At 46.1% G+C, this 12452-nt stretch carries 9 protein-coding genes and 1 riboswitch; of the genes, 4 read left to right on the top strand and 5 right to left on the bottom strand.

Annotated elements, in window-relative coordinates; genetic code table 11:
- Positions 1–35 precede the first annotated feature (35 nt).
- The 4 genes from metK to sbcB all read left to right on the top strand — a co-directional run bounded on the left by metK (position 36) and on the right by sbcB (position 5348).
- Complete coding sequence (gene metK, locus C8R30_RS01560; protein ID WP_090665820.1) at positions 36–1199, top strand: methionine adenosyltransferase; 1164 nt, start codon at positions 36–38, stop codon at positions 1197–1199.
- A 71-nt stretch (positions 1200–1270) separates the two neighbouring features.
- A riboswitch (S-adenosyl-L-homocysteine riboswitch) is annotated at positions 1271–1350 on the top strand.
- A 17-nt stretch (positions 1351–1367) separates the two neighbouring features.
- Positions 1368–2774 carry an adenosylhomocysteinase gene (gene ahcY / locus C8R30_RS01555; protein ID WP_107783170.1) on the top strand — a complete coding sequence of 469 codons (1407 nt, stop codon included), beginning with the start codon at positions 1368–1370 and terminating at the stop codon, positions 2772–2774.
- A gap of 206 nt (positions 2775–2980) precedes the next feature.
- A complete protein-coding gene (gene metF, locus C8R30_RS01550) occupies positions 2981–3826 on the top strand; it encodes a methylenetetrahydrofolate reductase [NAD(P)H] (RefSeq protein ID WP_107783169.1) in 846 nt (281 codons plus the stop codon).
- A 49-nt stretch (positions 3827–3875) separates the two neighbouring features.
- Complete coding sequence (gene sbcB, locus C8R30_RS01545; protein WP_090665718.1) at positions 3876–5348, top strand: exodeoxyribonuclease I; 1473 nt, start codon at positions 3876–3878, stop codon at positions 5346–5348.
- Between the two features lie 11 nt (positions 5349–5359).
- Here the strand turns inward: sbcB and cysG are convergent, their stop codons facing one another.
- From cysG to ftsH, 5 genes are all read right to left on the bottom strand, one after another.
- Positions 5360–6769 carry a siroheme synthase CysG gene (gene cysG / locus C8R30_RS01540; protein WP_090665721.1) on the bottom strand — a complete coding sequence of 470 codons (1410 nt, stop codon included), beginning with the start codon at positions 6767–6769 and terminating at the stop codon, positions 5360–5362.
- Positions 6770–7015: 246 nt separating this feature from the next.
- A complete protein-coding gene (locus C8R30_RS01535) occupies positions 7016–7966 on the bottom strand; it encodes a PstS family phosphate ABC transporter substrate-binding protein (RefSeq protein WP_090665822.1) in 951 nt (316 codons plus the stop codon).
- A gap of 183 nt (positions 7967–8149) precedes the next feature.
- Entirely contained in the window at positions 8150–9514 is a 1365-nt protein-coding gene (gene glmM / locus C8R30_RS01530) for a phosphoglucosamine mutase (protein ID WP_090665723.1), read from the bottom strand.
- 29 nt (positions 9515–9543) lie between these two features.
- On the bottom strand, positions 9544–10359 hold the full coding sequence (gene folP / locus C8R30_RS01525) for a dihydropteroate synthase (RefSeq protein WP_090665725.1): 816 nt from the start codon (positions 10357–10359) through the stop codon (positions 9544–9546).
- 129 nt (positions 10360–10488) lie between these two features.
- Positions 10489–12393 (bottom strand): ATP-dependent zinc metalloprotease FtsH, encoded by a 1905-nt coding sequence (gene ftsH, locus C8R30_RS01520; RefSeq protein WP_090665727.1) that lies wholly within the window; start codon positions 12391–12393, stop codon positions 10489–10491.
- Positions 12394–12452 lie beyond the last annotated feature (59 nt).

Below are 12452 nucleotides of genomic sequence, written 5' to 3'. Positions count from 1 at the left end.
TTATACTGAGCAGCTTTAAAAATATCAAGAAAAACATGAGCGAATACCTTTTTACTTCTGAATCCGTTTCCGAAGGACACCCTGATAAAGTAGCCGATCAAATATCCGATGCAGTGCTGGACGCCATTCTGAGTCAAGATGCAAATGCACGGGTAGCCTGCGAAACGATGTGCAGTACGGGTCTAATCGTTTTGTCAGGCGAGATTACAACACATGCATCGGTTGATTACAATGTAATCGCGCGCGAGACTGTCAAGAAAATTGGCTATACCAGCTCCGATATCGGTTTCGATTCAAATACCTGCGCAGTTCTAACGGCATTCAACAAGCAATCGCCCGACATCGCCCAAGGTGTCAATCGCAGTAAAGAAGAGGAAATGGATCAAGGTGCAGGCGACCAAGGACTCATGTTTGGTTTTGCTTGCAATGAAACGCCTCAATTAATGCCTATGCCGATTTATTACGCGCATCGTTTGGTGGAAAAACAGTCGGAGTTGAGAAAGAATGGGCGATTACCCTGGTTGCGTCCCGATGCCAAATCTCAAGTATCCGTCAGATATATCGATGGCAAACCCCAGTATATCGATACTGTCGTTATATCCACTCAACATGATCCCGAAATAACTCACGCAGAGCTCACCGAAGCAGTCATCGAGGAGATCATCAAGCCGGTGCTTCCGCAGGAAATGATCAGCGATCACATCAAATACCTGATCAATCCTACCGGGCGTTTCGTCGTTGGTGGACCGATGGGAGATTGCGGGCTAACTGGCCGTAAAATCATTGTCGATACATATGGTGGAGCCGCCCATCACGGAGGCGGGGCTTTTTCTGGCAAAGATCCTTCCAAGGTAGATCGATCAGCAACGTATGCAGGTCGGTACGTTGCTAAAAATATCGTTGCCGCTGGTCTTGCGAGCAAATGTGAAGTCCAAGTGGCCTATGCTATCGGCGTCGCACGTCCCGTCTCTTTAATGGTTGAAACGTTTGGCACGGGAAAAATTCCTGAGGAGAAACTGATCGAGCTTATCGAACACCATTTTGATTTACGTCCAAAAGCAATTATCCATACACTCGATCTGCTACGTCCTATTTACGCGAAAACGGCAGCTTATGGACACTTTGGACGAGAAGATGCTGATTTTACTTGGGAAAAAACTGACAAAGCGGCCCTATTGCGGGCTGAAGCCGGAATCTAATCGACCGACACAATTCAATTAAAATTTTCCAAAAAGGTTTGTATTCCGATAAAAGCTTAAATTTATTCCCATAAACTGAGGAGCGCTGCAACGAATCACAGTTCGTGAGGCTCGGTTTATGCGGAAAGTGTAACAACGGCGCTCGTTCATTTTCAGGAGAAATCAACTATGAACGGCCAATTGACTGATTATAAAGTTGCCGACATTTCCCTCGCTGAGTGGGGAAGAAAAGAAATCGCCATCGCGGAAACAGAGATGCCTGGGCTTATGGCTTTGCGTGAAGAGTATGCTGGCCGGCAACCGTTAGCAGGCGCGCGTATCGCTGGCTCTTTGCATATGACGATTCAAACTGCGGTATTGATCGAAACACTGGTTGCTTTAGGCGCTCAAGTCCGGTGGGCTTCCTGCAATATTTTCTCGACCCAGGACCATGCCGCTGCTGCAATCGCTGCAAAAAACATTCCGGTATTTGCTTACAAAGGCGAATCTTTGGAAGAGTATTGGGAATACGCTCACCTTATTTTCGAATGGCCGGGGGATAAGCGTCACGCCAATATGATTCTGGACGATGGTGGCGATGCGACTTTATTATTGATCCTCGGCAGCAAAGCTGAAAAAGATCCTACGGCAATCGCAAACCCTACTAATGAGGAAGAGCGCGCACTCTTTGCTGCTATCCAATCACGCATCAGTCGCCAACCGAACTGGTACTCGGAAAAACTTGCCCGTATCCGTGGTGTCACCGAGGAAACCACTACTGGCGTTCATCGTTTATACGAAATGCAGAAAAAAGGCACCCTTCCATTCCCTGCCTTCAATGTCAACGATTCCGTGACAAAATCTAAATTCGATAATTTGTATGGATGCCGTGAATCTTTGGTGGATGGAATTAAGCGAGCAACCGATGTCATGATTGCCGGTAAAATTGCTGTCGTATGCGGATATGGAGATGTAGGTAAAGGGTGCGCACAATCATTACGGGGTTTGGGAGCCACCGTCTGGATCACAGAGATCGACCCCATTTGTGCGCTACAAGCGGCGATGGAGGGTTATCGCGTGGTCACCATGGATGATGTGTGCGACAAAGCCGATATTTTTATTACTGCGACTGGCAATCTGCGTGTCATTCACCATGATCATATGCTCAAGATGAAAAACCAGGCGATTGTATGCAATATCGGCCATTTCGATTCAGAAATCGATATCGCTTCAATTCAGCAATATCCATGGGAGAATATCAAGCCTCAAGTAGACCATGTCATTTTCCCGACAGGCCGCAGAATCATCGTGTTGGCACAAGGGCGGCTGGTCAATTTGGGATGCGCGACAGGCCACCCTTCTTTCGTTATGTCTAGCTCATTTACCAACCAGGTATTGGCCCAAATCGAACTCTGGCAAAATGGGGATAGCTATCAAAAACAAGTTTACGTACTGCCTAAACATCTGGATGAGAAAGTGGCGCGTCTTCACCTTGGAAAACTGGGCGCCAAGTTGACTGAATTGACCGACGAACAAGCGCGGTACCTCAACCTAGATAAAAATGGGCCTTATAAGCCAGAGGCTTACCGCTATTAATCTGATGTAAAGGGCAGAGATTCTTTTTGAGCAGGTAAACTTTTATACTGCCCTTGCTTTTCAGCTTTATGATTGCGGTGGGTAAGCGAATTTTTCTGCGAGAACGAGGTATTGTGAAGAAATATCGGTTTTTAGAGACACTCTTTATCCATAGCGTCCTGCTACCACCCCTTATTTAACATTGTCGTGAAGATACATACATCAAGTTGAGATCACAAAAAGCATTTTCACCTACGTTTAGTTTTGAGCTCTTTCCACCCCAAACCCCGGAAGGAATAGAGAAATTACGGGCTACGCGCAAGCAGTTAGCTCAGTTCAATCCGAAATTCTTCTCGGTCACGTTTGGAGCGGGGGGGTCTACACGTGACCGTACCTTTGAAACCGTGTCCGAAATACTCGCAGAAGGACATCCCGTCGCCCCCCATCTTTCCTGTATCGGCTCGACGCGTGAAAACATTTTTTCGATTCTAAAAAAATACCAGGAAAGCGGTATTCGCCATATTGTTGCGTTGCGCGGGGATTTACCTTCTGGTATGGCGCAACCTGGAGAATTCCGTTACGCCAATGAGCTCGTGACCTTTGTCCGCAAGGAATTTGGCGATACGTTCCACATGGAAGTCGCCGCCTACCCGGAATATCACCCGCAAGCCCGCTCTGCTCAAGAAGATTTCAAAAATTTCAAAAATAAAATAGAAGCGGGTGCAGATTCCGCTATCACGCAGTTTTTCTATAATGCTGATGCCTATTTCCACTTTGTGGACATGTGCGAGGCGGCCAATCTGAATGTCCCTATTGTCCCCGGCATTATGCCAATCAACAAATTTTCTCAATTAGTGAGGTTTGCAGATACCTGTGGTGCTGAAGTCCCTCGCTGGATCAGAAAAAAGTTGGAAAGCTACGGCGATGATATCGCTTCCATCCATGCATTCGGCTTAGACGTCGTCACAGAGCTATGTGAGCGTTTGCTTAAAGCAGGCGCCCCAGGCCTTCATTTTTATACACTGAATTCCGCTGTATTAACGACAAAAATTTGGCAGCGTCTTGGCCTATAAACCCTATTGACCTGCCACCTCGATGGCTTAATCCACAGAGATATCCGCGATGATGACGCTGTATTGGCATGACTACGAAACATTCGGTTCTGACCCGAGATGTGATCGGCCAGCTCAATTTGCAGGATTAAGAACCGATGAGTCGCTCAATGAAATCGGCAACCCGCTGGTAATATATTGCAAGCCTAGCAAGGATAGGTTGCCTCAGCCCGAGGCTTGCCTGCTAACGGGAATCACACCACAATTGGCAGACTCACGTGGACTCCCCGAACCGCAATTTATCGCTCATATCCACAATGAATTGGCTCAGCCTGGAACCTGTGGTGTGGGTTACAATACGTTGCGCTTCGACGATGAAGTTACCCGTTTCACGCTCTATCGCAACTTCTACGATCCCTATGCGCGGGAGTGGCAACAGGGAAATTCGCGCTGGGATCTTATCGATCTGGTGCGCATGACTTATGCGCTGAGACCCGATGGCATCATTTGGCCCTTGAATGGCGATGGCAAGCCAAGTTTCCGTCTCGAAGATTTAACAACCGCCAATGCTATTCATCACGATGCCGCTCACGACGCTCTATCGGATGTGAGAGCAACCATCCAGCTTGCTCGCTTACTGCGTGAAAGGCAACCACGCCTATACGCTTGGCTGTATCAACTGCGCAGTAAGCACAAAGCAGCCTCATTGCTCGATTTAGTCGATCATACTCCCGTGATCCATACTTCGCGCATGTATCCCGCCGAAACAGGTTGCACCACGCTGATCATGCCAATGCTCGCAGAGCGAGGGAACCCCAATAGTATCCTGGTTTACGATTTGCGGCACGATCCCAGCCCTTTTATAGAAATGAATGTCGATGAACTTGCCGCCTGCTTGTTCACTCCGCGATCAGCATTACCAGACAACATTCCTCGCTTGCCTGTTAAATCTGTCAAAATAAACAAATGTCCAGCGTTGGCACCTCAGAATGTTCTCGATCGAGCGTCACAATCTAGAATAGCGCTCGATTTGGCAGCCTGCACGCGACATTGGCAGCAAATACATAGAAATACAGCGTTCATGCAGCGCGTGGCACAGGCTTATTCAAGCACGACGTTCGAACTATCAAGAGATGTCGATTTAGCACTTTACGATGATTTCTTCGATGAGAGAGATCGGCTTCTAATGGCATCAGTACGCGATGCATCCCCTTCCCAGCTTGCACAAAATTGCTTTGATTTCCAAGACCAACGCCTCCATGAATTGTTATTCCGATACCGGGCACGTCATTGGCCAGATACCCTATCTGCAGACGAGCTATCGCAATGGAAAGCAATCTGCCGCCAGCATCTCATGGAGAAAAATAGTGGCAGTAGCATCACGCTCACTGAATTTGTCGAAAAAATAGCGAACTTACGCAAGGTATATGCTGACAATGCCGCTGCTTGGCGGGTATTGGATGCTATAGAAACATGGGGTAAGGAATTAGCTGCAGCAAACGATATCCCATGGCATTTCTCAGCGACGAGAGAAAATGTGTAGTTGTGTTTGACCTACTCAATTTCGTCTATATTGCTTGCTGGCTCGAACCAGGTGAGTTTTTGGTGCAATTTCACGACCTCCCCCACAATAATAAGTGTTGGAGGAACCAAGTCGGCCTCTAGAGCGAGGTGGGGTAACGTTTCAAGTGTACCCACCACGACACGCTGATTGTACGTGGTACCCTGCTGCACGATGGCTGCTGGCAGTGATGCTGGCAAATCATGTTCAATGAGTTTCTTGCAGAGTAGAGGTAATCCAAGCAGCCCCATATAAATCACGATAGTTTGTTGGGGTCTTGCAATAGCCGGCCAGTCCAGATCGATGCGGTTATTTTTTAGATGTCCTGTGACAAAAATACAAGACTGCGCATAATCACGATGGGTGAGCGGAATACCCGCATAAGAAGCCACACCCGATGCAGCAGTAATACCCGGGACCACCTGAAAAGGAATACGATGATCAGAGAGTGTTTCGATCTCTTCACCACCCCGCCCAAATATAAATGGATCCCCTCCCTTCAGCCGTAATACTCGCTTGCCTTCTTTAGCAAGCCTCACCAAGAGCTGGTTGATGGACTCTTGTGGCAGTACATGCTTGTCACGCTCTTTGCCCGCATAAATACGGGTTGCATCACGCCTGACCATATCGAGAATCGCTGGCGAGACTAAACGATCGTATACGACTACATCGGCCTGCTGCATTAAACGCATGGCGCGAAAAGTGAGTAAATCAGGGTTACCTGGGCCTGCCCCTACAAGGTAGACCTCTCCTTGAGGCAGGGCATCCACTTCATTCTCAAGCACATGCTCTAGATAAGCTTGCGCGTCTCGATCTTTTCCTGAAAAGATCAGTTCCGCAAAGGGGCCCTGTAAAATGTTCTCCCAAAATAGCCGCCGTTTCGCCGATGAACTAATACGGCGCTTGACCTGCTCACGGAATTTAGCTGCATATTTGGCTAGCCGGCCATATGCTTCTGGTATCAGTGTTTCAAGCCGTGCGCGTAGCAACCTCGTGAGCACAGGCGATGCACCTCCACTAGAAATAGCGACCAGCATAGGGGAGCGATCTAAAATGGCCGGCATGATAAATGAGCACAACGCGGGGTTATCAACCACATTGACAGGAATACCCAGCCGCTTTGCGGTTTCTGAAACGAGTTGATTCACAGAACAATCGTCTGTGGCAGCAATAACCAGCGCAACGCCGTTCAGATGCCTGGTAGGATCAAAAGGCTCTGCATCATAAGAGATACGGCCTTGCTGAAGATGGGTATTCAGACCATCACTCAAGGTAGGCGAAACAATCCTGACTCGGGCACCTGCTTTCAATAATAGCGCTGTTTTTCTGGCGGCAATGTCACCTCCACCAACAACCAGGCAGTCTCGATCCCTGATATTAAGAAAAATTGGTAAAAAATCCATAGTGCAGCTGAGTTTTCATACTTCTTAGCGTTTGCAAGTTAAAATCTAATCCCACTCTTCACCAGTTCTAAGCCCCTAAGAAATCTTATGAATCATTATTAGCTAACACTCATAAAAATAAAAGTAACACCCCATTATGGGGTGTTACTTTTATACTTGGTTTTGGCCTACTGCAACGCTTATTTCAAAATGTCTGGGAAACTTCGATCAAGCGGTTAGGCTGTTAGGCTGTTAGGCTGTTATTCTTTATAGTCGCCGTTCCAATTTCAGCAGCTCTTCAATGTTAAGGTTTATTTTACTTTCCCCCTCAAATACCGTTCCGACTTTCCTTTCTCTCAAATGATCAAGATTGAGTTGATAGGCCTCAGAAGGCAGCGGAAAATATTTTACTTCTTTAACTAAAGTAGGCGCATTCTTCATATAAAAATTTACAAATTCATTCACTTCGGGCTTATCCACCGCTTTTGCATTTACGTAGATAAAAATGGGCCGGGATAATGGTTGGTAGCTGCCATTTTCTACCGTCTCTGGTGAGGGAATAACGCCGCCTTTTCCGCTATCGACTGCGACAACACTCACTTTATTTCGATTCTCGATATAGTAAGCAAAACCAAAAAAACCGAGGCTATGACGATCACTGGCGATACCCTGGACGAGTACATTATCATCTTCGGAAGCGGTAAAATCACCACGGCTCGATTTGGCTTTTCCAACAATCGCTTCAGTAAAATAATCAAATGTACCCGAATCCGCACCTGCACCAAACAATTTGATGCGCTCGTCCGGCCAAGCAGGATTAACTTGATTCCATTTTGTTATTTTACCTTGTGCTGAAGGCTCCCATATTTTCTTCAGCTCTTCCACCGTCATTGTCCTGCTCCAGGTATTATGGGGATTGACTGCGATAGTCAGCGCATCGAACGCGATCGGCATTTCAATATATTGAACACCCGCAGCTCTACAAGCTTCCATTTCAGAGTGCAGGATAGGTCTGGATGCATTGACAATATCAATTTCCGCCCGGCAAAATTTCTTAAAACCACCACCTGTACCTGATATGCCGACAGTTACTCTGATTTTGCCTTTTTGGGCAATCTGAAAATCTTCTGCAACCGCTTCAGTAACTGGGTATACCGTACTTGAGCCATCAATCGTCACTATAGGTCGCGCATTGACTGCATTGTTGCCCATAGCCATTGCCAAAGCGATCGCAAAAGAAAAAATGCTGAGTAAAGATGATTTCAAAGAAAATACCTCCCTAGGTGGCTATCCGTATAAATTATTGATAATCTTGTTTAGCTAGATTAAACCGGCAATGAATACTAGTTCATAAATATTACAGAAATATGACAATTAAACAGAAAGGGGATTGAAATTGATTTAGTGAGCATCAGCACCTTGCCTCACAGCATCTGCAATCTGCTCTGCCCAGTAATCCACTTTCTGTTTTACCTTACCCTCTACCATTACTCTGATCAAAGGTTCCGTACCAGATGCACGCAGCAGTATCCGCCCTTCATTTCCAAGATCACGCTCCGCTTGCGCTACCGAGTTCTTGACGCTAGGGTTGTTATGAAAATCAAAATTGTTATGTGTGATGACATTGATTAATCGCTGAGGATAAAGAACAACTTCTTGTGTATATTCTGCCAATGACATGCACCTATCGCGTAACGCATATAGGACTTGTAATGCGGAAATAATGCCATCTCCTGTAGTATGCTTATCGAGACATACGATGTGCCCCGAGCTTTCCCCACCCAATTGCCAATTATTTTCTAGTAGCAGTTCGAGTACGTAGCGATCACCAACCTTGGCTCTCAAAAAAGGGATACCGAGCTCTTTAAACGCTTTCTCCACAGCCAGGTTTGTCATGAGCGTACCAACCACGCCCCCTTTCAAAAATTTATTCTGCTGCCGATGTTTTGCAATGATATAAAGCAAAACGTCACCATCGTAGATAACCCCTTCTTTATCGACCATCAGCACCCGGTCAGCATCGCCATCCAATGCGATACCCAGATCAGCCTCATGCTGCTTGACTGCATTCTGGATCGTTACCATATGGGTCGCGCCACACTCATAATTGATATTAAAACCATCTGGTTCGGCACAAATTGTAATCACATCAGCACCTAATTCACGCATGACCTCACCCGCGATATGATAGGCCGCGCCATGTGCACAATCCACTACGATACGCAATCCACGAAGATCTAAATAATAAGGAAAGGTGCTCTTGCAGAATTCAATATAGCGGCCTGTTTTATCATTGAGACGCTGCACTTTCCCAAGCTTTGCGGATGGCATAGTTTGAATTTGATCATTTAATCCCGCTTCAATTTGAATTTCTATATCATCAGGTAATTTAGTTCCCTGAGGAGAGAAGAATTTGACACCATTATCTTCGAATGGGTTATGAGAAGCTGAAATAACGATTCCTGCTTGTAACCGAAGCGCTCTGGTAAGATGAGCTATTGCAGAAGTAGGTAATGGGCCTGACAATAATACGTCAACACCGGCTGCCGAGAAGCCTGCCTCCAGCGCTGATTCCAACATATAGCCTGATACCCGCGTATCCTTGCCGATCAACACTGTGGGCCGATCATTTACTGCAAGATGCCAGTCGGAAGCAGCTAATACCTTCCCTGCTGAGTAACCGAGGTGCATTATAAATTCAGGCGTAATTGGATATTTACCAACACGCCCACGAATGCCATCCGTTCCAAAATATTTTTTACTCATTTTACAAAAATGATCCTCAGTACACGAAATTAATTTCTTGGAATAGGGTTTCCATTCAGTGTGTTATAAACCAGAACAGCATCCTTGGTTGCCTTGACATCATGCACACGCAGAATTTTGGCACCTTTATCAATCGCAAGCAAGGCGGCTGCAACACTGGCATGCACTCGGTTATCCACGTCATTACCCGTTATCGTTCCCAACATAGATTTCCTCGATAAGCCGACCAGAACGGGCACATTCAGCTTTGTAAATTGATCGAGATGTTGAAACAGTTCTATATTATGTTGAAACGTTTTTCCAAAGCCAAACCCAGGATCGATGATTATCCGATCAAGCCCTATGCCAGCTCGACAGGCAATATCCATACGATGCTGCAGAAAGCTTCTCACTTCATTAACGATATCTGCATATTGGGGATTATTCTGCATACTTCTTGGCTCTCCCTGCATATGCATCAAACAAACCTGAACATTGCTTTCTGCGATCACTTCTAATGCACCCGGTTTTTGCAATGCGTTCACATCATTTATGATACTAGCACCAGCCCTAATCGCTGCTCGCATGACTTCAGGTTTCGAAGTATCGACAGAAAGTGGGATATTTCTTTTAGATAAGGCCTCAACAACTGGAATAACTCTGCGTAGTTCTTCTTCAAGATCTACAGCCATACTGCCAGGGCGAGTTGATTCTCCGCCAATATCCAAAATATCAGCACCTTCTTCAATTAGGCGATCCGCATGCTCAATTGCCTTTTCCGTCGTAGCATACAAACCATGGTCTGAGAAAGAATCAGGCGTTACATTAATGATCCCCATAATATTGGGGCCATCGATCAGTTTCATTTGAAGTGATTGGGGCAGTGGATGAAAAAAGATAATTCGGTTAAATAAGAATAACGCACACGATTCTAAAAAAAAAGTCTGCGTATATTCTACATACGCAGACCATTGATTTAGTGATAAATAGGTTTGTTATACTTCAGCTTCTTGTGCAGGGGGTTCAGTTGCAATCGTATCTGAAGATTGTTTACCCTCTTTTTCTTTGGGTGAAGTAGAAGATTTCGGTGCTTGCGGAGGACGTGGTGGCCTTCCTTCCATGATATCTTTAATTTGTTCGCTATCAATGGTTTCCCATTCGAGCAAAGCTTTTGTCATGGCTTCGACCTTGTCCCTGTTCTCTTCGAGCAGCCTCCGAGCAAGCGTATACTGTTCGTCAATGATACGGCGAATTTCCATATCCACTTTCTGCATGGTGGCTTCACTCACGTTTTTATGGGTGGTTACCGAGCGACCCAGGAACACTTCACTTTCATTCTCACCATAGACCATTGGCCCAAGTGTATCCGACATCCCCCACTGTGTAACCATTCTTCTAGCCGTTTCAGTAGCTCGTTCAAAGTCATTGGAAGCACCCGTGGTCATCTGATTCATAAATAACTCTTCCGCAATGCGTCCGCCAAACATGACCGCAATCGTTTGCAAAATCTGCTCTCGATCCATGCTGTATCTGTCTTCTGCAGGCAATTGCATGGTCACACCTAATGCTCTGCCACGCGGAATAATCGAAACTTTATGTACCGGATCAGTTTTAGGTAAAAGATAAGCCACGACTGCATGCCCCGATTCATGGTATGCCGTATTTCGTCTTTCGTTTTCCGGCATAACTACCGAACGGCGCTCGGTGCCCATGAGTATCTTGTCTTTTGCACGTTCAAAATCTTCCATATCGACTAATCGTTTGTTTGAACGGGCTGCAAATAACGCTGCCTCATTAACCAAGTTGGCAAGATCTGCGCCGGACATACCAGGTGTGCCTCTCGCAATAATATCCGCATGCACATCTGGAGAAATCGGCACTTTCCGCATATGAACCTGAAGAATTTGCTCACGGCCCCGAATATCGGGAAGCGGCACGGTGACCTGTCTATCAAAGCGACCTGGACGAAGCAAGGCAGGATCCAATACATCTGGGCGATTGGTTGCAGCAATCACGATCACGCCCATATTGCCTTCAAAACCATCCATTTCTACCAATAACTGATTTAATGTTTGTTCACGCTCGTCATTGCCGCCACCCAAACCTGCCCCACGTTGACGACCGACTGCATCAATTTCGTCAATAAAAATAATGCATGGCGCATGTTTTTTGGCTTGTTCGAACATGTCTCTCACCCTAGATGCACCGACACCCACGAACATCTCAACGAAATCCGAGCCAGAAATACTGAAGAAAGGTACTTTTGCCTCACCCGCAATCGCACGAGCTAGCAATGTTTTCCCTGTTCCAGGGTTCCCGACCATTAATACGCCTCTCGGAATACGCCCGCCCAATTTTTGGAACTTAGTCGGATCCCTCAAGAATTCAACTAATTCAGCTACCTCTTCTTTCGCCTCTTCACATCCTGCAACATCGGCAAAAGTTATATTGTTACTATTTTTATCCAGCATTCTGGCTTTACTTTTGCCAAATGAGAACGCGCCTCCACTTCTTCCGCCACCTTGCATTTGGCGCATAAAGAAAATCCAGACTGCGATCAGCAGCAACATTGGAAACCAGGAAACGAATATGCTCATCAACATTGAAGGCTCTTCTTCTGGTTTGGCTTCGACAATGACACCCGCTCTTAACAGATCGCTGACCAGCCAAGGGTCGGATGGCGCATAAGTAATAAATTGACGACCATCCGATTTAGTGCCTTTAAGCGTGCGTCCATCAATAATCACTTTTGCGATCCTGCCTTGATTCATCTCATTGATGAACTGAGAGTATTCCATTGGCGCTTGTACTGATTGACGTACTGTGAATTGGTTGAATACTGTCATGAGCACCAACGCAATTACCAGCCAAATCGCCATATTTTTAATTAAATTATTCATGATAGCTCCTTGGTTTGCACCTTATTGTATCTAAAATACCAGAAGGTCGATCTTTTCAT

The sequence above is a fragment of the Nitrosomonas nitrosa genome (assembly GCF_003051105.1).
GTDB classification, from domain to species: Bacteria; Pseudomonadota; Gammaproteobacteria; order Burkholderiales; family Nitrosomonadaceae; genus Nitrosomonas; species Nitrosomonas nitrosa.
This window is presented reverse-complemented; position numbering and strand designations above follow the sequence as displayed.

Excerpts from the sequence above, each read along its gene's own strand:
- cysG (WP_090665721.1), bottom strand. The coding sequence starts at position 6,769 with ATGGATTTTTTACCAATTTTTCTTAATATCAGGGATCGAGACTGCCTG.
- metK (WP_090665820.1), top strand. The coding sequence starts at position 36 with ATGAGCGAATACCTTTTTACTTCTGAATCCGTTTCCGAAGGACACCCT.
- ahcY (WP_107783170.1), top strand. The coding sequence starts at position 1,368 with ATGAACGGCCAATTGACTGATTATAAAGTTGCCGACATTTCCCTCGCT.
- C8R30_RS01535 (WP_090665822.1), bottom strand. The coding sequence starts at position 7,966 with ATGGCTATGGGCAACAATGCAGTCAATGCGCGACCTATAGTGACGATT.
- sbcB (WP_090665718.1), top strand. The coding sequence starts at position 3,876 with ATGATGACGCTGTATTGGCATGACTACGAAACATTCGGTTCTGACCCG.
- folP (WP_090665725.1), bottom strand. The coding sequence starts at position 10,359 with ATGAAACTGATCGATGGCCCCAATATTATGGGGATCATTAATGTAACG.
- ftsH (WP_090665727.1), bottom strand. The coding sequence starts at position 12,393 with ATGAATAATTTAATTAAAAATATGGCGATTTGGCTGGTAATTGCGTTG.
- glmM (WP_090665723.1), bottom strand. The coding sequence starts at position 9,514 with ATGAGTAAAAAATATTTTGGAACGGATGGCATTCGTGGGCGTGTTGGT.